The following is a 22,975-nucleotide window of genomic DNA, read 5'->3' as shown; positions in this document are numbered from 1 at the left end:
AACCCTGCTTTATATACCGGGTTAGTAGAGATTTAAATTATGTGGTACAATAACATACTCGATACCATTGGCAACACGCCGCTGGTAAAACTGAATAAAGTAGCAAAAGACATCCCTGCTACCGTTTTAGCCAAGATAGAGACAACCAACCCCGGCAACTCCATAAAAGACCGTATGGCCCTTAAAATGATTGAGGACGCCGAAAAAAGCGGAAAACTTAAGCCCGGCGGAACCATTATTGAAGGCACATCGGGCAATACCGGTATGGGCCTGGCCATTGCAGCTGTGATAAAAGGCTACAAGTGTATTTTTACCAGCACCGATAAACAATCAAAAGAAAAATTTGATGCATTGCGCGCCTTTGGTGCGGAGGTAATTGTTTGCCCAACCAATGTGGAGCCTGAAGACCCGCGATCATACTATTCGGTATCATCACGCCTGGAGCGGGAAGTCCCTAACTCATGGAAGCCCAATCAGTATGATAACCTGAGCAACTCGCAGGCGCACTATGAAAGTACCGGTCCCGAAATTTGGGAGCAAACTGAGGGCAAGATCACGCACCTTATTGCCGGTGTTGGCACCGGTGGTACTATCTCGGGCATCGCCCGTTATCTGAAAGAGAAGAACCCTGCTATCCAGGTTTTGGGTATTGACACTTACGGGTCTGTATTTAAAAAATACAAAGAGACAGGTGTTTTTGATAAAAACGAGATCTATCCATATATCACCGAAGGTATCGGCGAAGATTTCCTACCGCAAAACGTTGATTTTAGCCTGATAGATCATTTTGAGAAGGTGACAGATAAGGACGCTGCCCTCATGACCCGCGAGATTGCACGTAAAGAAGGGATCTTCTCAGGTAACTCAACCGGCTCAGCCGTGGCGGGTTTGCTGCAGATGAAGGATAAGTTTAAAGAGGGCGACGTGGTGGTGATCATCTTCCCGGACCATGGTACCCGCTATCTTGGAAAAATGTATAATGACGACTGGCTGCGCGACCGCGGTTTCCTGAAAGACGAAAAACTAACCGCCCGCGATATCATCAGCAAAAAAGAGGTGCAGGAGATCATCACTATTGATTGTGAGAAGAGCGTGCTGGAAGCCATCAACACCATTAAATCGCTCAATATATCTCAGATCCCGGTTACGCAAAAAGGCATGGTAATTGGAAAGATCACCGAAAGCGATATCCTTGATTCGCTAATCGAAAACCCTTCGATCAAATCGCAGCCGATCAAAAACATTACCACTGCACCGTTCCCGTTTGTTGATCTGAACACTTCGATAGACAGGATCTCGGCCATGATCAATAAAGATAACATTGCTGTGTTGGTTGAAGACGGGCAGGGTAAAATCGAGATTATTACCCAGTATGATATTATAAACGCCATTTCTGCCTGATTTTAAGGCGAAAGGATAAAGGCGAAAGGTGTTATGTGATAAGCATGGCGCCTTTTTTTATATTTAGAGCATGAAACATTTTTTCGTTTTTACATCCATATTTCTGTTGCCGTTTATTAGTCATTCTCAAAAACACACTATACTCGGTGCCGAGGTAGCAAAGGAAGAACTAAAAAAAGCATTGACGGAGAAAAGGGAACGACAGGTAATTGTTGATAAGGTTATTACAGACAGACAAACTGCTATAGCTGTTGCCGAAGCGATTCTATTTAAAATATATGGGAGAGCGCAAATAGTTAATGAAAGGCCTTATGAGACTTATTTTATAAATGGCTATTGGGTATTAAATGGTACGTTGCCCGAAAAAATGTTGGGCGGCGGATTTTTAATTGTGCTCAATGCTAAAGACGGTCGAGTTGTTCGACTAACGCATTATAAATGATCAAAAAACCTTTCGCCTTTAACCTTTTGCCTTTCACCTCAGAATTACTCCAACCTCTTCTTCGCTAACTCAGGAGAATACCGTTCATTTAACCGATAATTTGGCGTGATAATAAACACAGCCGTACCTTTTTCGCGGGCAAGCGGATTAGTTACTTCGCCTACTTTCGTAAAACTGCCTATCATTTTCCCTTCCACAAACTCCTTAATATTTTTTCCGCCGTTTTCATCTACATAAATCAGGTATTTGCTTTTGAGGCTATCTGGTGCCCAAAGGGTAAAGCTGCTGTTCAGTGATATTACATCGGGATAGCCGTATTGCTTGCGGTAATGGTGGATTGCACCGGCTTCACCGTAGTTATCGGCATAAACCATAGTCTGTTTTTGATCTTCAGGGTTTAAGCTTTTGTAAGCTTTATCAACCAATGCCGCCATATCATCCCATCCCAGCATGTCGGCATAATCCTGTGTGGTAGCATGTTTTTTACCGTCTTCCCAGGTCATCGAAAAACGGGCAGCCGGAAGGTGTTTATCGGCAAATCGAAAAAAAGCCAGGGTTTGGTCCATTGGTAAAATGGGCAATAAGATTGGCAGTAACAAAGCATTGGGCAACGTAAACAATATTACCAGGGCGGTACGCAAAACATAGCCAGTGGTTTTTAATAAACGCTCAAAACCAAAGGCCCCTGCTGCAAACAACATGGGGTAGGCTCCAAATATGTAATAGCTTTTACCATCCATCATCAGTAAAAAAAAGAAGATGAGCGCATAAGCCAATGCCAGAAACTGGAAATTACGCAGCCTGAATGAAAATATCAGGAACGCCAGTCCGTTAAGCCATACAAATAACGCTATGCCGTTGACCAGTAGTTGCTGCTTAATAAAGTCGGTTGGGGTTATGTAATCCAGCTGCTGCTCGCGCAGGGCTTTCATATGCGTAAATACAGGCATGTGATGTGTTATTTGCCAGATGAGGTTAGGCAGTACGATAACTATTGTTATCAAGGCAGCACCAAGAATATGCTTATTGAACAGTAATTTACGCTGCTTGCTAATAAGAATCCCAATAACCAGCGAAGCTGCGAAAAATAGCATGGTGTACTTGGTAAGTACGCCAAAGCCAACGGCTGCCCCCAGCCAGTACAGGTACCTTACATCGGTAGTGTTGAGGTATTTTACGAGCAGCCAAACGGTTAATACCCACCAAAACTGATCGAATACTACAGGCTGAAAAAGATAGTCACTTGCTGCAAAGGCAGGCGCAAAAATGAGTGATAAACACGCAAGGGTTATAGCAAACTTCTTTCCACCAAATTCTATTACTATAAGTCCGGTGAGCAGCACAATAAGCCCACCAAACAGGGTAGGGAACAATCGCGCCGCAAAAACCGAGTTGCCAAAACAAGTTATAGAAATTTTTGCCAGGATGGCTATAAATGGCGGTACTTCCTTATATCCCCAATCCAGGTGGTCGGCCAGTACAAGGTGCAAAAACTCATCCCTGTGGAAACCAAAATGCGATATGGCGAAAAGATTAAGAACAACTTTAATAAATACAAATATCAGTACAAAATAAACGTAGGTAGATTTCCGGTTTTTGTAAGGCATTGTTTATAGAATGGTTTTTTAAAGGTAGTATTTTTGAGGTGAAAGGTAAAAGGTTAAAGGCGAAAGGTCTTTAAAAAGTAAATTATTAATGCCGCTTTATACGCAACTATTTAAGTATTTCCCGGTTAAGTACTATATTTTGATAGAAAAAGTTCTAAAATAAAAAAAGGTTAAAGGCTTTGCTAAGTGCAGCTACCTTTAACCTTTAACCTTTAACCTTTCGCCTTTAACCTAAAACTTAGATCCGGGTTATATCAGCGCCTAAAGCTTTAAGCCTGGTATCAATATGCTGATAGCCGCGTTCAATTTGTTCAATATTGTAAATGGTTGACTGGCCTTGTGCCGAAAGTGCGGCGATCAATAAGGAAACCCCGGCGCGGATATCTGGCGAGGTCATGGAGATACCGCGCAGTTTAACCTGGTTATCCAGGCCGATAACTGTTGCACGGTGCGGGTCGCAAAGGATGATCTGCGCGCCCATATCCAACAGCTTATCCACGAAGAATAAGCGGCTCTCAAACATTTTTTGATGGATCAGTACCGAACCTTTGGCCTGGATAGCAACAACCAGCACGATACTTAATAAATCGGGGGTAAAGCCAGGCCAGGGTGCATCGGCAATGGTCATGATACTGCCGTCGATAAAAGTCTCTATTTCGTAATGTTCCTGGGCCGGGATAAAAATATCATCACCTCTAAGCTCCAGTTTAATACCCAAACGCCTGAAAACATCAGGGATCATACCTAATTCTTTGTATTGAACATCTTTAATGGTGATCTCAGATCCCGTCATAGCTGCAAGACCGATAAATGAACCAATCTCGATCATATCGGGCAATAAACGGTGTTCTGTACCGCCCAGTTTTTCAACACCTTCGATGGTTAACAGGTTTGAACCGATACCGCTGATCTTAGCACCCATACGGCTCAGCATTTTACAAAGCTGCTGCAGGTAAGGCTCGCAGGCGGCGTTATAAATAGTAGTGGTACCTTTAGCCAATACCGCGGCCATTACCACGTTGGCCGTTCCGGTTACAGAAGCTTCGTCCAGCAGGATATAAGTACCCTGCAGGTTAGAGGCATCTACATTAAAGAAACCATTTTCGGGATTGTAGTTAAACTGTGCGCCGAGTTTTTCAAAACCCAGGAAGTGGGTATCCAGCCTGCGGCGACCGATTTTATCACCACCCGGTTTAGGGATAGAAGCTTTGCCAAAACGGGCCAGCAAGGGGCCAACGATCATGATAGAACCACGTAAGCCGCCGCCCTTTGATTTAAAAGCCTCAGACAGGAAAAAATCCTGGTTGATATCTTTGGCCTCAAAGGTGTAAGTATGGTCGTTGATACGTTCAACAATAACGCCCATATCGCCAAGCAGCTCTATCAGTTTGTTTACATCCTTTATATCGGGGATGTTGCTGATGGTTACTTTTTCTTCAGTAAGCAATACGGCAGATATAACCTGTAGAGCTTCGTTTTTTGCACCCTGCGGGGTTATTTCACCTTTTAGCGGTTTGCCGCCGTTTATTACAAATGCGTTAGTCATGCGGAGTTTCGGATAATTGATATGATCACCAATGATAAACTGTAAAAGCTATGATCGGTTTTGCCAAATAATTTATATGGGGCAAAGATTAGAAAATTAATGCAGATAAAATAAAAGGCAGATGGGATTTATCAATAATGATATTAATACAAAAACGTCATTGCGAGGTACGAAGCAATCCCAAACTATACAGGGCGGACCTGGTTATCGGGGATTGCTTCGTACCTCGCAATGACGTTCTTTTTGTCCTTCGGAAATACCCGGGCTAATATTTTTTTGCGCCGCCGTTGTTACGGTTGCGGTTTTGGTTGTTGTTGCGGTTTTGATTATTGTTTTGCCTGCCGCCATTACCGCCGCCACGGTTTTGATTGTTTTGGTTATTGTTGCGGCCGCGGTTGTTATTATTGGTATTGTTTTGCTGAAAGTTATTAGGGCGGAAATCAACGCGGTTAAGGTTGATGTTCTCTTCCAGTTTCAATGTACCGCCCGATAAAGCATATAAGTCAGACAGGATGCTTTCGTCGCTCACCGAGTCTTTGTTCCATTGCACATAAGCCATTTTCATAAAGTTAGCTATCGCCTGGATCATGTGGCGTTTGCGTTCCGGCTCCTCAATGGCTTTGGCCTTTTCAATCATCAGCTCAATGGTTTTGCCATAGTGTTTGTATTTGATACGCTGATGAGGGTAATTTAAAGGTGCGGGTTTAATATGCACAGCATCAGGCGATGGCTTGGGGTACGGTGAATCCACATCAATCTGGTAATCAGATATGATGTGCAGGTGGTCCCACAGTTTATGTTTAAAATCGGCTACATCGCGCAGGTGGGGGTTTAAAAAGCCCATCAGGTCAATAACTACCTGTGCGTAGCGGTTGCGTTCTTCTTTGGTTGGCAGCGCTACAATATATTTAACCATATTTTGTACGTTACGGCCATATTCAGACAGGATCAGTTTATTCCTGGTTGAGTTATAATCAAAATTTGCAGGCGTGTTTTCTTTAGCCATGGTAATAGTTTTTTAAGAAAGTTGAAAGTTAGCCAGGCAAATTTCCCTGATTGGAAGGGCAAAAGAGGCTAAAATTGAATTGTTACTTGTATTGAAGTAGTGCAAATATAAACTAATACTTATAATACGCAAATTACGTTGGTTAATTGTTGCACATATTTGTTTTATTTTAGCTTTTAAACATCTACAATTTGGAAAATCAGCAAATTACCATCACGCACACAGAGATCTACCGCTTCAGCATCCCGATGGAGCCGTTTACCATTGCAACCGGAACCTTATCTCACGCCCAAAATGTTTTTATCCGTGTGCATACCGATGCCGGTTTTTACGGTGTAGGAGAATGCTCAGCTTTCCCGATGATTGTTGGCGAAACACAGGATACCTGCCTGATTATGGCGCGTGAGTTTGCCCGCTTATGGAAAGGTAAGGATGCGCTTGATATCGAAGCCCGGCTTGGCGAACTTCACAGTTTTACTGCCGGTAATACCACTATAAAAAGCGCCTTTGATAACGCCCTGTTTGATATAGCTGCAAAAAACGCAGGCCTGCCATTATACCAGTTTTTGGGTGGCGAAAAACGCGTTGTTGAATCGGATATTACGATAGGGATCGCCGGGCATCATACCATGGCTTTAAAAGCGCTTGATTTTAAAGCTTCCGGGGCTAATATATTAAAGGTGAAGCTGGGCAAAAACGCCGTTGAGGATGTAGAGCGCATTAAACAGATCCGTGAAGCTGTTGGCCCGGGTATGAAAATCCGTATTGATGCCAACCAGGGCTGGACTTTTAACGAAGCCGTTTTTGCCTTACAGTCAATTGCGCAATATGATATTGAATTTTGCGAGCAGCCTATACGTACCTGGTATGATGACCGGCTGCCTGAACTTATGCAGTTGGCGCCGGTTAAGATCATGGCCGACGAAAGTGTGTATAATCATCATGATGCCCGCAAACAAATCAACGCCGGGGCGTGCCATTATATCAATATTAAAATGGCCAAGTCTGGAGGTATTTATGAGGCTAAAAGGATTCACGACGTTGCTGCTTCATACGGGATACCCTGTATGATGGGAGGGATGCTGGAAAGCCGGATAGCGTTAAGCGCCAAATTACACTTTGTATATGCCAGCCCCAATATCCGGTTTTATGACATGGATACCTGTAAACTGGGGCATTTGGTTGACCCGTGTGTTGGCGGGGCCATATATGATGGATATCATTTAACTATCGACGACGCGCCAGGCATAGGCGCCGATGCCGACGAAGCATTTTTGGCCGATTGCGAACGATTTACTATTTAACGAATATGCTGATCAGACAAGCTACCATTGAAGACCTGCCCGTATTGCTTCAATTTGAGCAGGGTATAATTACTGCCGAACGCCCTTTTGATAGCACACTCAAACCCGATCCTATCAGTTATTATGATTTGAAGGCGTTCATAACCTCAACAGATGTGCAGGTTTTGGTAGCCGAAATTGACGGGGAGATAGCGGGCAGCGGATATGCCCGAATTAAAAAGAACCCGGACGCGTACTATGACTTTGAAAAATATGCTTACCTGGGTTTTATGTATGTGCTGCCTGCATACCGGGGTATGGGAGTAAACCAGGCCATAATAGAAGAATTGAAGAAATGGACAGTTGAGCAGGGGTTGACCGAAATAAGGCTCGAGGTATATAATGATAATATTGGAGCCATTAAAGCCTATGAAAAGGCAGGATTTAAAAAACGTATGATCGAAATGCGGATAAGACTGTAATGGAATTATATAAAACGAGCCGATAAGTTTCCCTTGCCGGCTCGTGGGGTGTTATAAATATCTTATAGCAGAGGCTTTCGCTTCATTTTATTTTCGCTTAAGGCTTTAGCTGTTTTTGTTTTTTCCTGTTTTGATGATTTTAGATCGCGCAACTGCTTAGATGCATCGGTCTTTTCTTTGTCCAATTCTTTAGTTGCCATGTTTTTGATTTTTTGTATAGTTAGATAATATCATAAATATATTATTTGTTTTACCTAAATCAAAAAATAACTGCCGTCATCGCGCAAATTAAAGCTTCATAACATTAGTTTGATAACTCCGCGAAGTATTTGTGAAACAACGGAATGGTTTCTATGCCTTTATAATAATTGTAAATATCATATTTCTCATTAGGCGAGTGCAGGGCATCGCTATCAAGCCCGAAACCCATCAATACAGTTTTTAAACCAAGCTCGGCTTCAAACAAAGCAACAATAGGGATACTGCCGCCGCCACGGGTTGGGATAGGCTCTTTACCAAATGATTCGGCAATGGCTTTTTGAGCAGCACGGTAAGCCACACTGTCGGTTGGGGTTACAGCCGGTTCGCCGCCATGATGCGGGGTTACCTTAACCTTAACATAGGGAGGTGCAATACTTAAAAAATGGTCGGTAAAGAGTTTGGTTATAGCTTCTGACGTTTGGTTGGGCACTAAACGCATAGAGATTTTGGCATTGGCTTTTGAAGGCAACACTGTTTTGGCGCCCTCGCCTATATAGCCGCCCCAAATGCCGTTTAGCTCAAGGGTAGGACGGGTGCCTGTACGCTCGAAAGTACTGTAACCCTTTTCGCCCCAAAGCTCGGCTACATCAAGGTCTTGTTTGTACCCGGCTTCATCATAAGGTGCGCTGTTAAGGGCTTTGCGTTCTGCTTCGCTAAGCGGTACTACATCGTTATAAAAACCGGGAATGGTGATATGATTATTTTCATCATGCAGGCTGGCAATCATCTGGGCCAGGATGGTGATAGGGTTAGCTACAGCGCCACCGTAAACCCCCGAATGCAGGTCGCGGTTAGGGCCGGTTACTTCTACCTCAAGATAGGAAAGGCCACGTAAGCCCGTTTCAAGCGAAGGATGCTCCATGCTGATCATCGAAGTATCAGAGATCAGTACAACATCAGCTTTCAGTTTTTCCTTGTTGGCTTTTACAAAGATGCCCAGGTTTGAGGATCCTACTTCTTCTTCACCTTCAATCATAAATTTGATATTGCAGGGAAGTGTACCGGTTTGCATCATCAGCTCAAAGGCTTTTACATGCATGTAAAACTGTCCTTTATCATCGCAGGCACCGCGGGCGTATATTTTTCCATCCCGAACAGTTGGTTCAAAAGGAGGTGTTTTCCACAGTTCCAACGGATCTGGCGGTTGTACATCGTAGTGCCCATAAACCAATACGGTAGGTTTGGAAGCATCTATGATCTTTTCGCCGTATACAATAGGGTAGCCGGCGGTTTGGCATATTTCAACATTATCAGCTCCGGCATCGCGGAGCTTTGCTGCCACATAATCGGCAGTTTTTAATACTTCAGGTTTGTATTTTGGATCGGCACTAACCGATGCTAAACGTAACAGGTCAAATAACTCATCAAGTAAACGCTGTTTGTTTTGCTCAACATATTGCTTTATGTGCTGCATAATATTATTGTTTGCAGCAAATATAGTTAGTTCATTGGTTCACTCGTTCATTAGTTTATTGGTGAATGAAATTAACCGCGAAAACCAGTAATTCACCAATTCAATAATTCCCAAATTGATTATTAATCTGCCGAACCCAGATCTGATTTTGGTGTATTGACAGTCTTAGTGGCAAACTCAACTTTCTCGACTTTTATTTTAGCTTCTTGTTTAGGCGCTTTATGAGTTAATGATACAGCGGTAAGGCCTGTAGCTATTAAAACCGCTGCTGCAATGATGAATTTCTTCATGTTGTCAACTATTCAAATTTTAGTTTATAACATATGATTTTATAATAGAAGAGTTGTTGATTATGCCATAAAATCAGCAGAGCCTAAATCTCTTTTTGGACCAGGGCCAGACATAGCAAAATCAGCAGAGCCTAAATCTCTTTTTGGACCAGGGCCAGACATAGCAAAATCAGCAGAACCTAAATCTCTTTTTGGGCCAGGACCAGACTGAGCAAAATCAGCAGAACCTAAATCTCTTTTTGGACCAGGACCAGACATAGCAAAATCAGCAGAGCCTAAATCTCTTTTTGGACCAGGACCAGACATAGCGAAGTCGGCAGAACCTAAATCTCTTTTTGGACCAGGACCAGACATAGCGAAATCAGCCGAGCCTAAATCTCTTTTTGGACCAGGACCAGACATAGCAAAATCAGCAGAACCTAAGTCGCGTTTTGGCTGAGGACCGAAGGCGAAATCAGCAGAACCTAAGTCGCGTTTTGGCTGAGGACCGAAAGCGAAATCAGCAGAACCAAGATCACGTTTTGGCTGAGGACCGCGGGCAAAATCAGCAGAACCTAAGTCGCGTTTTGGCTGAGGACCGAAAGCAAAATCAGCAGAACCAAGATCACGTTTTGGCTGAGGACCGCGGGCAAAATCAGCAGAACCAAGATCACGTTTTGGTTGAGGGCCACGTGCGAAATCAGCAGAACCAAGATCACGTTTTGGTTGAGGGCCGAAGGCGAAATCAGCAGAACCTAAGTCACGTTTTGGCTGAGGACCGAAAGCAAAATCAGCAGAACCAAGATCACGTTTTGGCTGAGGACCACGGGCAAAATCAGCGGAACCAAGATCTCGTTTTGGTTGAGGGCCACGAGCATCAGCAGAACCTAAGTCACGTTTTGGTTGAGGGCCGTTAGCGGCATTTGCTAATGTGGTGGCCGATAATATGGTGCTTAATGCTAAAGTTGCTATTAGTGTTAAATTTTTCATGATGTTTTTAATGTGGGGGTACGTAAATATTTTTTGTTTATTAAATCTCTTGTTCGTTAATGTCTTTTTTTAGTCGGCGCTGCCTAAGTCTCTTTTAAAACCGGTTGTCAGCGAGTTCACTGGTGCAATCACCATTTTGGTTTTGTTTTCATTTTTGTTTGTAGCTGATGATAATGCACCTGCACTAAGGGCTACTGTTGCTATGAGGATGAATTTTTTCATGTTGTTTTATGTTTTATTGATCTTGAATAGATAAATCAGTCAGCACTTCCCAGGTCTCTTTTGTAACCGGTTGCGAATAAGTGAAGGTTAGCAAACTCAGCTTTTGGTCTTTCCTTTTTGCAGGATGAAATGACCCCGGTGAACAGAATTGCTAAAGCGATGGTGATTATCTTTTTCATGATCGTGTTATATTATCGATGTGGAACTTCCTGTATGATTTAATTGGATTTCAGTCGGCGCTTCCCAGGTCGCGTTTAAAACCTGCCGGCGTTTTGTTGAAATTGACAGCTGTTGGCTGTACGTCTTTTTTTGCCGATGATGACAAAACTGATGACGATGAGAGCACTCCGGCGCCTATGGTAAGGAGTACAAAAAACACTGCTTTTTTCATATTGATTAATTATTGTATTTAATATTCTATTTTTTAAATTAATACGATATTTGATATTTAATAAAACCCGTCAAGCTTATTTAAAGCTTATCACAAATATTTTAAAAAGTTGATTTTACTTTCTGTTTTTTAAAAACTCTGTTTTTCTAAAATTTTAAAAAAGATTCTCTGTTTCGTATTTTTACACTATTAATTATGGCGTTAAATTACTAATTTTAAATGTAATATCATCCAGATTACTTACCGGTATGGTATACAATTTATTGCACGATTTTACATTATTTCATTTATTTGATGTACAAACTATAATTATATTGTAAATCTCAGGACATATATTGCAATATTATTGTAATTGGTTGTAATATATTAGGAGTGATATTGTATAGGATGTTCTTTGTATTTAATATATTGTATTTCAGATATTTAACAATGCAAATATAGATATGTTTTTAATAGGGATAAAAAACATATGAAAATAATTTTCCACAGTGTTTTTTATTCTTAACATTAAATATAATTCAGCATTATTTTATAACTTTCACCCCAACAGAACGTAAAAGTGTTTTAATGAAAAAAATCGGCACATTTATATTATTCTTTTTATTATCGCTGTCGGTATACGCGAATGATATAATTGATGTTGCTGCAAAAGATACTAATGAGGTAATAAGCCTGAATACCAGCGCTTATACAAACAGGCTCACAAACCCCGAACAAACGGTAGAAGACGCTACCAAAGCGCTTAAGCTATCCACCAAACTCAATTATATTAATGGTATTGCAGAAGCTTATCGGGTTATCGGTATTGGTAAATACTACCTTGATCAGCCTGAAAAGGCTATTGAAAACTATCTGAACTCCCTTTCATATTTTACCCGCAACAATAACCTGAGGGGCGAAGCCAAGGTTTATAATAATATCGGGATCCTGTTCCGTGACCATGACTACGAACGCTCCCTTACCTATCTTAACCGATCGCTGGAAATAGCACAAAAAATAAATGATACCAAATTGGTAGGCTCATTGTATTTAAATATAGGCAACGTTTACACGCGTAAAAATAACCTGTATATGGCGCTTAAGTTTTATGATAAAAGTTTTCCCATATTTCAGAAACTGAGCGACTCGGTAAACCTGATCCAATGTTTGCAAAACCGTGGCGTTATTTATTTTAAACTTAAGGATTACGATAAGGCCCTGGGTTTATTGCTGGAGGCTAATGCCGGTGCGAAAGCGCGCGACCTGAATGAGTCAGTAGCCAGTGTTGACCTTACGCTGGCAGCGCTTTACATGACAAAAGGCGATTTTAAAAATGCGGAAAAGATGGTGCAGGAGGGGACCGCCTATACACAGTTAGTAAAAGACCCTAAGCTTGACTACGATTATAAATACACTACATACGAGCTGGAATATAACAAAAAGAACTTTGCCCGTGCGGTAAATTTATTAAGGGAAATATATACCCAGGATAGTGTTACCTACAAAACCAACGTATCGGCCCAAATGAACCTGGTTGAAGCCAAACGCCGGCAGGAAGAGCAACTGAAAGAAAACGAAAGAATTGCAGAACGGCAGGCTTACGACCGGTCGAAGTTTTGGGCGGTGACCGTGGTTGCGGGTTTGATGCTTGTAGTAATTGGTTTGCTGATCAGCAATGTAAAACGTAAAGCCAAAACCAATGCACAGCTTACATTGCTAAACGGTGAGGTATCCCGGCAAAAAGATAACCTTGATAGGATAAATCATCATCTTGAAGAGATCATTGACGAGCGTACCAAAGATCTGCAGTTAAAAAATAAAAAGCTTTCTGAGCATTCGTCATACCTGTCGCATCAAATCAGGGGGCCTATAGCTACGTTACGCGGTTTGATCAACCTCGAAAAAGAAGGCCTGGTTGACCAGGCCGAATGTTTGGATATGATGGATAAATGCGTATCCGAAATTGATGAAAAGATCATCGAGATGAGCGACATGCTGCATAACCCGCCGAGAGTTTAACTTTCGTCCGATCCTCCCTCTCCAGGTTTAACTAAAGTGTACAGGCAGGCTGGAGTGGATCTGCGCTTCCATAAGCCCCAGGTAAATGCAATACCACGATATCATTTGTAAAACCAGCAGCTGTCTGTGTTTATTATAGCCCTGTGTTTCAAAAGCCAGTGTTGTTTCATCGCCGGCAGTTACAAAAAACCTTACTTCGCCTTTGCTCGGTTTAAAACGTGCGCGCAGCAAATCAAACGCTTTAACTTTTAGCTTACTTTTAGGATCATGGATGATACCGTCGCTCGAGGTTTCGTTTTTTGATATGGAAATAAGATAATTTGACATACAATTTGCTTTAGTAAACTGCGTGCCACAATTATTACTCCAAAATGGCTATAAAACGCTCATTATGGATAAATTAGCCCATACAATGGGAGGCTTTTTTTTTCAAATTTCCTTTTGTTAAATATTGTTAACTACTATTTAATGTAGCGGATGAAACAGGACATTGATGCGAAGCAAACAATGTACACTATCGGTAAATTGTAATGTTTACTGCACACCTTTAGATGGCTACGCTGGCCTTATTGCGCAGCTCTTCATAAAGTAATATGACCTTACGCTGTAAACTGGCGATTTCTGATTCGCGATCTATCAGTTTTCTCTGTGCAAGGCTTAAACTCGACGGCTTCATATCAGTTTCGTCAGTATCGAGGGCCAGTATGTTCACCACGTTTACATCAAAAATATTGGCAATTTGTTCAAGACGCGAGAGGTTTATATCAGTTACTCCTGTTTCAATTTTTGAAAACGCAGGAATAGAGATGCCCAAACGGTTAGCCACATCTTCCTGGCTCCATCCGTGCTGATGGCGTAATGCCCGGATGTTTTTACCAACGGATTTGTTTGTTTGTTTCTTAATGGTATCGCTCATATCAATTAAATATTAATTAAGGAAAGGGGATACTTATGCAATCCAAATGGTATGCCATCATTAAATTACCTTTAAATTAGTGTTATTAAGGCGATTTAATGATGGACTGTGGCGAGGCTTGGGGAATCAATTCCTCAAAGTAGGGATTTTAACTCTTGGTTTATGTTTATTGAACTATGTAAAGTTTCGCAAATTTTAATAACAACTGCTTTTGACCAATCTCCTTAAAGAAGATTGTGGCTTTTATATCGGGCTTATTACCCTCAAGAGCGAGTACTTTGCCAAAGCCGAAACGTTCGTGTTCAACCTCCATGCCCACTTGTAAACCGGATGTATCAGAAGGTTTGAAATTGGCTGAAGGTACGTGCGCCTTGGCCAGTATCGAAGTGGTTTTTACCGGTGCTGCAGCTGCCGGTTTTGGTCGCGAAAATGTGTCGGGCTGTTTATCCCTGCTCCATGCTTTACGCTCATCATCAAAAAATGGATTATTGCCTGAAGCGGGTTTGGCGGTATAGTCGAGTTCAAGATATTTTGCGTCAATTTCATCCAAAAAGCGGCTTGGCTCGCAATTGATCAAGGTTCCAAACTTAAAACGCGAGGTGGCGTAACTAATATGGAGCTTGCTTTCGGCACGGGTAACGGCTACATAAAACAGGCGGCGCTCTTCTTCAAGATCGCTGCGTGAGTTAAGTGACATCTGCGAAGGGAAAAGGTTTTCTTCCAGTCCTACAACGTAAACCTGTGGAAATTCAAGCCCTTTTGACGAGTGGATGGTCATGAGCGATACCGTATCGGCATCTTTGTTTTTGTCATTATCATCATTGGTTAACAATGCCACATCCTGCATGAAAACATCAAGGCCTTTTTCTTCAATATCCTCCCGCTCTGAAAACTCCTTGATCCCGTTTAAAAGCTCCTGGATATTTTCGTAACGGTTAAGCCCCTCTACCGATTTATCTTCATAAAGGTCTTTCAATAAGCCCGAATGCTGCGCGATATATAAAGCCGACTCATAGGCAGACTTGGTTTTGGTCAACACCTGGAAGCTTTGGATCATGGTAGCAAAAGTGGACACTGCCCCTGATATTTTACCTTCAAGGTACTTGCCCGGCTCAACAATAACTTCCCAGGGGGTTATACCATGCTGATCGGCAGCTACAATGATCTTATCAACCGAGGTATCGCCAATGCCACGTTTAGGGTAATTGATAACGCGCTTTAAAGCTTCTTCATCATTAGGGTTAAAGGTGAGCCTGAAATAAGCTATCAGGTCCTTAATTTCCTTACGCTGATAAAACGAAAGCCCGCCATATATTTTATATGGGATGCCCAGCTTGCGCAAAGCCTCCTCCATAGACCGCGACTGCGCATTGGTGCGGTAAAGGATAGCAAATGCCGACCATTTAAGCCCGTTTGAGCTGCGGTCTTGCATAATAGCTTCGGCTACTATTTTGCCTTCCTCATTATCGCTGAAGGCTCGCATAACTTTGATCTTATCGCCCGATTCTTTTTCGGAGAATACGTTCTTCTTAAGCTGGTCTTTATTATTGCGGATGATGCTGTTGGCTACATTCACAATGTTTTGAGTTGAGCGATAATTTTGCTCCAGCTTAAACACTTTCAGATCGGGGTAATCCTTCTCAAAGTTTAAGATATTCTGAATGTTGGCACCGCGGAAGGCATAGATACTTTGGGCGTCATCACCTACTACGCACAGGTTTTCGTTAACAGCGGCAAGCTTTTTAACAATCAGGTACTGCGAAAAGTTGGTATCCTGATACTCATCAACCATAAGGTATTTAAACTTGTGCTGGTATTTATTGAGCACGTCGGGGTGCAGCTTCAGCAACTCGTTGGTTTTGTAAAGCAAATCGTCAAAATCCATAGCGCCGGCACGGTAGCAGCGGGTGGCATACATCTCATAGATCTTGCCCATTTGCCCGCGGCCGCTCGAAAAGTCGTCGGCCTGGATCTGCTCGTTCTTGTTATATTCCTGCCACGAGATCAGGTTATTTTTTGATGCCGAAATGCGGTTGAGCACAAAGTTTACATTGTACAGCTTATCATCAAGGTTCATCTCTTTTAAAATGGCCCTTAAAACGCTCTTGCTATCGTCGGTATCGTAAATGGTAAAGTTGCTTGGATAACCGATTTTTTCGGCCTCAACCCGTAATATTTTCGCAAACACCGAGTGGAAGGTACCCATCCATATGTTTTTAGCTTCCGCGCCAACTACATGGGTAATACGCTCGCGCATTTCGCGGGCGGCCTTGTTGGTAAATGTAAGTACCAGTATGTTAAATGAATCAACACCCTTGCGTATCAAATGCGCCACGCGATAGGTAATAACCCGTGTTTTGCCCGATCCGGCACCGGCAATGATCATCACCGGCCCCTCGGTTTGTTCAACCGCTGCCCTTTGTTCGGGGTTTAATCCCTGTAAGTAATCCAAAATCTTTTCCTCTTTTCTTGAAGCAGCGAAATTAAGGTTTTGGGGCGAAAGGGTGAAAAATTTCGGATATCGAATTTGAGATTTCGGAATTGTAGTAATGACTAATCGTTGTCGGTAATAAATATTCATTAAAATTGTAACTAACAAAAAAATGGCAGAAATCTTCGACACTTATACCCGCCGTCCGCTCATTTATAAAATGATGCAGATACCTGCGGTTTTATTATTGATTTTCTTTGTAATGGCTCCCTTTGCCAGGAATTTAGATAGGCCTTTGTTATTCGTAATGATTTTATGTTTCTTTTTGGGTTTTATCGGTTATTTTGTGAACTTGTTTTGGTCGAGTATGCCCAGTTATACAAAAGACGGAGAGTTGTTTTTTGCGGAAGATAGGGTTGTGTTGAATAACACTGTATTTATCTTAAATGATCTGAAACTGGTAGAAATAGATTGCCATAATTATGTAGGTAAGCCCGGAAGGTTAAGAAATAACGGCACTTATAACAAGATCAAAATCTCCAAAAAGAACGGAGAATCTATCGAATATCCCTTCGTTATTAATTCAGGCAAAAAATGGCATAATCTCGGGGTGATTATGAAGGAATGGAAACAAAATGGCTTTAAAATAATCTCTAATGGGATAGATCTTATCTAATTCCTTCCATCAATTCAAAAACTTGTTAATCGTTTTCACCAGCTTATTTATATCAAAAGGCTTGGGTACAAAGGCATCATATCCAAAATTAACCAGGGCAATAGCCTGTTCATGGTAAGCTGAAATCAGGATCACCGGGATATGCCGGGTATCTTCGTTGCCTTTAATAAGCTGACAAATACGACCGCCGTTAAGGCCGGGCAGCATATAGTCGGTTAATACAAGATCGGGGTTGTACGCTTTTACAGCACCAATAATATCATCAGTACGGTCAAGACCGGTAACCTCAAAATCATGAAAGGTGAGCACTGTTTCAAGTACCCGTAAAATTTCAGCGTCATCTTCAATTATGAGTATATTTCTTGCCATAGTTAACATGCTAATTGTAATTTGCTATTAGCCTTTAATATTAAAAATAAACAAAATGTTTTATAATTAAAAATATTTTCAAGTGTTTAATTGAAGTCGATATAGGTTTGTATTAGTGGGTATATTGCTTATTAACAGTTGGATATAGTGTTTTTTAAAGGGTATTTTATGATTTTGTAAAAGTTGCATAATTTATACTGACCGCGATAAAAACAACTCACAGTTAAGCAAACACAATCATCAAAAAAAAGCGATGAGCCCAAACACCCATCGCTTTTTGAAGTTCCCTCTAATCTCTAATCTCTAATCTCTAATCTCTAATCTCTAATCTCTAATCTCTAATCTCTAATCTCTAATCTCTAATCTCTAATCTCTAATCTCTAATCTCTAATCTCGCCACAAATCCGAAATCGAAATTCCCAAATCCCAAATCAAAATCACTCTCCCCTGTAAACGTTATTTTTTAGGTCAACGTCAGGTAGTTGACGATCAGGGTCTATTTCCATGCTTTTAATAGCCGATGTTGAAGGATATTTAAATTTCCAAACGCCATCGCGCTGCCAGATGTTTACCGGCAGGTGAATAGTTTCAGTTTTGCCGTTAGCCTGAACAATTTTAAGATCAACAGGCATAGCCATTTTTTCATTATTGGTAAGTGTGATCAGCGCACCTTCGGCCGGGTTGCCTTTGATATAGCTTACCGAAGTAATGGCCTGGTCAAGCTTCCAGGTAGTGAAGAACCATGATTTCCAGAACCAGTTCAGATCTTCGCCTGTGGCATCATTCATAGCCCTGAAAAGATCGTACGGAAGCGGGTGCTTAAACGCCCAGTTTTTAACATATTCGCGGAAAGCATAATCAAAGCGCTCTGGGCCAAGCACTACGTTGCGTAATATATCCAAACCTAACGCGGTTTTGGTATAATACTGGCCATAATCATTGAGCCCTATGGCTTCAGGAGCGGTCATGAGCGGGTCTTTGCTGTTGCGGTAGCCGGCCAGTACATTTTGCGCCGAGCCACTTTTCTCAACATATTCGCCTTTATTAAATTTTTCGGTAGCATACTCATTAATAAAGGTGTTAAAACCTTCGTCCTGCCACATGTATTTGCGCTCGTTTGAGCCAACTATCATCGGGAACCAGTTATGGCCTATCTCGTGGGTAACATCGCCCCAAAGCTGTCCTTTTTTCAGGTTGCTGAGGCAGAAGATAGCGCCCGGATATTCCATGCCTAATGCCACGCCCGATACGTTAACTGCCGAATTCCAGGGGTATTCAAAATATAGGTTTGAATAGATCTCCATGCTGTTTTTCAGGTACTCGGTTGAGCGGCCCCATCCGTCATTGCCCGAACTTTCAACCGGGTAGGCCGACATGGCAATACCCTTGCGGCCAGATGGGAAATTAACCCTTGCCGCGTCCCAGATAAAAGCGTCAGAAGCGCCCCAGGCGATATCGCGGGTATTCTGCATTTTAAAGTGCCAGGTAAGCGTACCTTTAAAGGGCCGGGTCGAGCCTTTGCCAACTTCACCTGCACTTATAATAGTTACCGTTTTATCGCTGTTGCGGGCTTCTGCCAGCCTTTTTTGTTGTGCCGGGGTAAGTACATCTTCAGGGTTTTGCAAATCGCCCGAGCCAACTACTATTTTGTTGGCAGGAGCGGTGATATAATAGTCAAAATCGCCGTATTCGCAATAAAACTCGCCTAAACCCATGTAGGGCAGGGTGTTCCAGCCTTCAACGTCGTCATAAACGCACATGCGTGGGTACCATTGGGCAATTTCGTAAACATAGCCCTGTTTAAACTTTTTACGGCCCATACGGTCGGCACCATAAAAGGGGATTGCAAAATCATAATTAACCTTGATCTCTATTTTTTCACCCTTACCATCCATTGGCGTATTAAGGCGTAACTGCATTCGTGCATCGGTAATGACAGGATCAACCTTGTAGGTTTCGCCTTTGTAAGTAACATCAACAGAGGCAATATGATAACCACCGCGACTAAATCCACGAACGTCAAACCTGTCGCCTGTATAAGGCGTTACCGCCGCGCCGCGCGAATCAGGTTTAAACAGGTTTTGATCCAGTTGCAGCCACAGATAATCCAACTTATCAGGGCTGTTGTTGGTATAGGTAATGGTTACTTCGCCGGTTATGGTAGTATCCTTGCCTTCATTAAGGGAAGCTTTGATCTGGTAATCAGCGCGGTTTTGCCAGTAATTTGGTGAGGGCTTGCCTGCGGCCGAACGTGTCCCGCCACTGGTAACGGGCCAGGTAATTGGGCCAAAAAGGTCCTGGTGATTGTATTTTGTGGTGTCGGTAGTTTGAGCCGATGCCGGTCGCGTTAACGGCATCAGCGCCACGGCGCATAATAAATAATTCAGTTTTAAACAGTTCATCTTAAATTTTTGATAACAAGGGGGCAAATAAAGGGAAATAATTTGTGAGTTTGGCAATTTTTAGGACTGAAAGGGTTGGAGATAAGTGATTTTTAACCTCACCTAAATCCTCTCCAAAGGAGAGGACTTTGATATCAGTGGCGAAGTATCAAAGTTTTTACACCCTCTCCTTTGGAGAGGGCGGGGTGAGGTTAAAACTTTTCTAAATAAATTCCATTTAACTTACAGGTGCAATTATATCTGCATTTTTGCAGCAAACACACAGCTATATGAATCGCCTGGCCAATTCCACATCGCCCTATTTATTACAACATGCCAATAACCCGGTAAACTGGTACCCCTGGGGCAAAGAAGCCCTTGATAAAGCCAAAGCCGAAAATAAGCTCATTTTGGTAAGCATCGGCTACTCGGCCTGCCACTGGTGCCATGTTATGGAGCACGAAAGCTTTGAAGATGAAGCTGTAGCCGCCGTAATGAACGAATATTTTGTTTGTATTAAGGTAGATAGGGAAGAACGCCCCGATGTTGACCAGATTTATATGAGCGCCGTACAACTCATGAGCGGCAGGGGCGGGTGGCCATTAAACTGTATCTGCCTGCCCGACCAAAGGCCTATTTACGGTGGTACCTATTTCCGTAAAAACGATTGGACATCGCTGCTCTTTAATCTGGCCGATTTCTACAAACAAAAACCCGAAGAGGCCGAAGATTACGCCGTTCGTCTTACCGAGGGCATTCAAAAATATGAGTCGATAGAATTTGTGGTGGCGCAGGCGCAATACAGTAAGACCGATCTGCAAGCCATTGGAAACAACTGGAAACGATATTTTGATAAGCAGGAGGGTGGCACCGGCAACGCGCCCAAATTCCCGATGCCAAATAACTGGCAGGCTTTAATGCGCTATGGCTATTTAATGAAAGATGATGAAGTAGCGGAGCAAGTGAAACTTACTTTGCATAAAATGGCTTTCGGCGGGATCTATGACCATATCGGCGGCGGCTTTGCCCGTTACTCGGTTGATGGTCGCTGGCATGTGCCGCACTTTGAAAAAATGCTGTATGATAACGCCCAGCTCATCAGCCTGTATGCCGAAGCTTATATCTGGCATCCGGATGAATTGTACAAACAGGTAGTTGACGAGATCATCACTTTCAGTACCCGCGAATTAATGTCGCCCGGGTATGGGTTTTATTCGGCGCTTGACGCGGATAGTGAAGGAAAGGAAGGCAAGTTCTATATTTTTACCAAAAATGAGATTGAAGAGATTTTAGGCGATGATGCCGGTTTGTTCAGTATCTACTACAATATTACGGAGGATGGCAACTGGGAAGAGGAGGAATCGAACGTATTGTTCCGGAAGGACAGCGATGAAGATCTGGCCGCAAAATTAGGGCTGCCTGTTCATGAATTGCTTGCCAAAATAGCTGCATCCCGTCAAAAAGTATTTGATGCCCGCGGTGTACGCGTGCGCCCGGGATTGGATAATAAGATCCTGGCATCGTGGAATGGCCTTATGTTAAAAGGACTGACCGATGCTTACCGTACGTTTAATAAGCCGGAATACCTTGAACTTGCACTGAACAATGCCGGGTTTATTTTAAATAACCTGCTTGGTCAAAATGGCAGGCTATCACGGGTTTATGGTGCCACATCGTCGCAGGATAAGCCTGTTGCTTTTTTGGATGATTATGCCAATATCATTGATGGACTTATTGCTTTGTATGAAGTTACCTTTAATGAGCATTGGCTAAAGGAGGCAAAAAAGCTTGCTGATACAGCCATAGCTCATTATTATGATGAAGCAAAGGGCATTTTCTTTTTTACGGCCGATGATGATGAGCAGCTGATTGCCCGCAAATCTGAAATTATGGATGGGGTGATCCCTGCCTCTAATTCGGTTATGGCACGGGTGCTTAAAAAATTAGGCTTGCTTTTTGATAACGAAAGTTACATTGAGGTTTCGGCACAGTTATTACGTAATGTAATGCCGCAGCTGGCAAAATATGGTTCGGCTTATTCAAACTGGGTGATGCTTTTGCTGGATGAGGTGTTTGGAATAAACGAAATTGCGATAACAGGAGCCGGAGCGGAAACTTTCAGAAAGGAAATGGAAAATAATTACATCCCCAATAAAATTATGTTGGGCGGTAATACAGGAAGTTTACCTTTGCTGCAGGATAAGTTTGGTGCATCAACGCAAATTTTCATTTGTAAAGATAAAACCTGCGGATTACCTGCTAATAACCCGGCAGATGCCCTTAATGAGGTAGAAGCCAGATTTTACAACTAAAAACAATTTACAATGAAGATTGCACCACAACACGTAGTATCATTAACCTACGATTTGTACGTAGACCGTGAAAACACCGGTACCGAAACTTTGGTAGAAAGTACCACCCAGGAACAGCCGCTTACCTTTTTATTTGGTGCAGGACAGATGCTGCCTAAATTTGAGGATAACCTGAGCACACTTTCAACAGGTGATGCCTACGAGTTTCGCTTATCTCCCGAAGATGCCTATGGCGTATATGATGAAGAAGCAGTAGCCAACCTGCCTAAAGAAATGTTCCAGGGTACTGAACTGCCTGAAATTGGCAGCATTTTGCCTTTACAGGATAACCAGGGCCACCGTTTCCAGGCTATGGTAGTTTCAATTGCCGAAGATGCCGTTATTGTTGATCTTAATCACCCTATGGCCGGTCAGGAACTGCACTTTAAAGGTAATATCCTTAACGTACGCCCTGCAACAGCCGAAGAGTTATCGCACGGCCACGCGCACGGTCCGGATGGTCATCACGATCACTAAGCCCCATTAATAGCGTAGCTATATAATTAAGCGTCATTGCGAGGTACGAAGCAATCCCCGAT

At 42.5% G+C, this 22,975-nt stretch carries 23 protein-coding genes; 8 read left to right on the top strand and 15 right to left on the bottom strand.

The features are described from left to right. Nucleotides 1–39 precede the first annotated feature (39 nt). Nucleotides 40–1,401 (top strand): cystathionine beta-synthase, encoded by a 1,362-nt coding sequence (locus ABID99_RS15015; RefSeq protein WP_188831600.1) that lies wholly within the window; start codon nt 40–42, stop codon nt 1,399–1,401. A 70-nt stretch (nt 1,402–1,471) separates the two neighbouring features. Further along, entirely contained in the window at nt 1,472–1,843 is a 372-nt protein-coding gene (locus tag ABID99_RS15010) for an NTF2 fold immunity protein (protein ID WP_188831601.1), read from the top strand. Between the two features lie 44 nt (nt 1,844–1,887). Here ABID99_RS15010 and ABID99_RS15005 read toward each other — a convergent pair whose 3' ends face one another. The 3 genes from ABID99_RS15005 to ABID99_RS14995 all read right to left on the bottom strand — a co-directional run bounded on the left by ABID99_RS15005 (nt 1,888) and on the right by ABID99_RS14995 (nt 6,002). Further along, nucleotides 1,888–3,450, bottom strand: a complete 1,563-nt coding sequence (locus ABID99_RS15005) for a glycosyltransferase family 39 protein (RefSeq protein WP_188831602.1) — start codon at nt 3,448–3,450, stop codon at nt 1,888–1,890. A gap of 238 nt (nt 3,451–3,688) precedes the next feature. After that, nucleotides 3,689–4,996, bottom strand: coding sequence for a UDP-N-acetylglucosamine 1-carboxyvinyltransferase (gene murA, locus ABID99_RS15000; RefSeq protein WP_373614217.1), 1,308 nt, complete (start codon nt 4,994–4,996; stop codon nt 3,689–3,691). Between the two features lie 265 nt (nt 4,997–5,261). After that, complete coding sequence (locus tag ABID99_RS14995) at nt 5,262–6,002, bottom strand: DUF4290 domain-containing protein (protein ID WP_090524547.1); 741 nt, start codon at nt 6,000–6,002, stop codon at nt 5,262–5,264. Nucleotides 6,003–6,208: 206 nt separating this feature from the next. Here ABID99_RS14995 and ABID99_RS14990 point away from each other — a divergent pair, with 206 nt between their 5' ends. Beyond that, nucleotides 6,209–7,306 (top strand): dipeptide epimerase, encoded by a 1,098-nt coding sequence (locus tag ABID99_RS14990; protein ID WP_354484328.1) that lies wholly within the window; start codon nt 6,209–6,211, stop codon nt 7,304–7,306. Nucleotides 7,307–7,311: 5 nt separating this feature from the next. Then, complete coding sequence (locus ABID99_RS14985) at nt 7,312–7,767, top strand: N-acetyltransferase family protein (protein WP_373614216.1); 456 nt, start codon at nt 7,312–7,314, stop codon at nt 7,765–7,767. A gap of 62 nt (nt 7,768–7,829) precedes the next feature. Here ABID99_RS14985 and ABID99_RS14980 read toward each other — a convergent pair whose 3' ends face one another. The 7 genes from ABID99_RS14980 to ABID99_RS14950 all read right to left on the bottom strand — a co-directional run bounded on the left by ABID99_RS14980 (nt 7,830) and on the right by ABID99_RS14950 (nt 11,314). Beyond that, nucleotides 7,830–7,967 (bottom strand): hypothetical protein, encoded by a 138-nt coding sequence (locus ABID99_RS14980; RefSeq protein WP_188831604.1) that lies wholly within the window; start codon nt 7,965–7,967, stop codon nt 7,830–7,832. A 104-nt stretch (nt 7,968–8,071) separates the two neighbouring features. Beyond that, on the bottom strand, nt 8,072–9,442 hold the full coding sequence (locus ABID99_RS14975) for a dipeptidase (protein WP_090524552.1): 1,371 nt from the start codon (nt 9,440–9,442) through the stop codon (nt 8,072–8,074). Nucleotides 9,443–9,564: 122 nt separating this feature from the next. Continuing rightward, nucleotides 9,565–9,732, bottom strand: a complete 168-nt coding sequence (locus ABID99_RS14970; RefSeq protein WP_354481868.1) for a hypothetical protein — start codon at nt 9,730–9,732, stop codon at nt 9,565–9,567. A 60-nt stretch (nt 9,733–9,792) separates the two neighbouring features. Next, a complete protein-coding gene (locus ABID99_RS14965; protein ID WP_373614215.1) occupies nt 9,793–10,701 on the bottom strand; it encodes a hypothetical protein in 909 nt (302 codons plus the stop codon). Nucleotides 10,702–10,770: 69 nt separating this feature from the next. Then, on the bottom strand, nt 10,771–10,923 hold the full coding sequence (locus tag ABID99_RS14960) for a hypothetical protein (protein ID WP_167516176.1): 153 nt from the start codon (nt 10,921–10,923) through the stop codon (nt 10,771–10,773). A gap of 35 nt (nt 10,924–10,958) precedes the next feature. Next, complete coding sequence (locus tag ABID99_RS14955) at nt 10,959–11,102, bottom strand: hypothetical protein (protein WP_175489904.1); 144 nt, start codon at nt 11,100–11,102, stop codon at nt 10,959–10,961. Nucleotides 11,103–11,152: 50 nt separating this feature from the next. Beyond that, entirely contained in the window at nt 11,153–11,314 is a 162-nt protein-coding gene (locus tag ABID99_RS14950; protein WP_175489905.1) for a hypothetical protein, read from the bottom strand. A 567-nt stretch (nt 11,315–11,881) separates the two neighbouring features. On the opposite strand from ABID99_RS14950, the gene ABID99_RS14945 reads away from it, so the two are divergent. After that, entirely contained in the window at nt 11,882–13,312 is a 1,431-nt protein-coding gene (locus tag ABID99_RS14945) for a tetratricopeptide repeat protein (protein ID WP_373614214.1), read from the top strand. 27 nt (nt 13,313–13,339) lie between these two features. On the opposite strand, the gene ABID99_RS14940 is transcribed toward ABID99_RS14945, so the two are convergent. From ABID99_RS14940 to ABID99_RS14930, 3 genes are all read right to left on the bottom strand, one after another. Beyond that, entirely contained in the window at nt 13,340–13,639 is a 300-nt protein-coding gene (locus tag ABID99_RS14940; RefSeq protein WP_373614213.1) for a hypothetical protein, read from the bottom strand. A gap of 220 nt (nt 13,640–13,859) precedes the next feature. Further along, on the bottom strand, nt 13,860–14,228 hold the full coding sequence (locus ABID99_RS14935) for a helix-turn-helix domain-containing protein (protein WP_373614212.1): 369 nt from the start codon (nt 14,226–14,228) through the stop codon (nt 13,860–13,862). Between the two features lie 166 nt (nt 14,229–14,394). Then, nucleotides 14,395–16,680 (bottom strand): ATP-dependent helicase, encoded by a 2,286-nt coding sequence (locus tag ABID99_RS14930; protein WP_373614211.1) that lies wholly within the window; start codon nt 16,678–16,680, stop codon nt 14,395–14,397. A gap of 151 nt (nt 16,681–16,831) precedes the next feature. On the opposite strand from ABID99_RS14930, the gene ABID99_RS14925 reads away from it, so the two are divergent. Then, on the top strand, nt 16,832–17,335 hold the full coding sequence (locus ABID99_RS14925; RefSeq protein WP_373614210.1) for a hypothetical protein: 504 nt from the start codon (nt 16,832–16,834) through the stop codon (nt 17,333–17,335). 9 nt (nt 17,336–17,344) lie between these two features. Here ABID99_RS14925 and ABID99_RS14920 read toward each other — a convergent pair whose 3' ends face one another. Together ABID99_RS14920 and ABID99_RS14915 are read right to left on the bottom strand one after the other, a co-directional pair. Further along, nucleotides 17,345–17,704 (bottom strand): two-component system response regulator, encoded by a 360-nt coding sequence (locus ABID99_RS14920; RefSeq protein WP_373614209.1) that lies wholly within the window; start codon nt 17,702–17,704, stop codon nt 17,345–17,347. Nucleotides 17,705–18,141: 437 nt separating this feature from the next. Next, nucleotides 18,142–20,106 (bottom strand): M1 family metallopeptidase, encoded by a 1,965-nt coding sequence (locus ABID99_RS14915; protein WP_373614208.1) that lies wholly within the window; start codon nt 20,104–20,106, stop codon nt 18,142–18,144. A 269-nt stretch (nt 20,107–20,375) separates the two neighbouring features. Here ABID99_RS14915 and ABID99_RS14910 point away from each other — a divergent pair, with 269 nt between their 5' ends. Together ABID99_RS14910 and ABID99_RS14905 are read left to right on the top strand one after the other, a co-directional pair. Next, entirely contained in the window at nt 20,376–22,397 is a 2,022-nt protein-coding gene (locus ABID99_RS14910; RefSeq protein WP_373614207.1) for a thioredoxin domain-containing protein, read from the top strand. A 12-nt stretch (nt 22,398–22,409) separates the two neighbouring features. Next, complete coding sequence (locus tag ABID99_RS14905) at nt 22,410–22,913, top strand: peptidylprolyl isomerase (RefSeq protein WP_176623843.1); 504 nt, start codon at nt 22,410–22,412, stop codon at nt 22,911–22,913. Nucleotides 22,914–22,975 lie beyond the last annotated feature (62 nt).

The organism is Mucilaginibacter sp. OAE612 (assembly GCF_041806395.1).
GTDB lineage: Bacteria > Bacteroidota > Bacteroidia > Sphingobacteriales > Sphingobacteriaceae > Mucilaginibacter > Mucilaginibacter rubeus.
The sequence above is the reverse complement of the archived record's forward strand: the minus strand, read 5'-3'. Positions and strand labels throughout refer to the sequence as shown.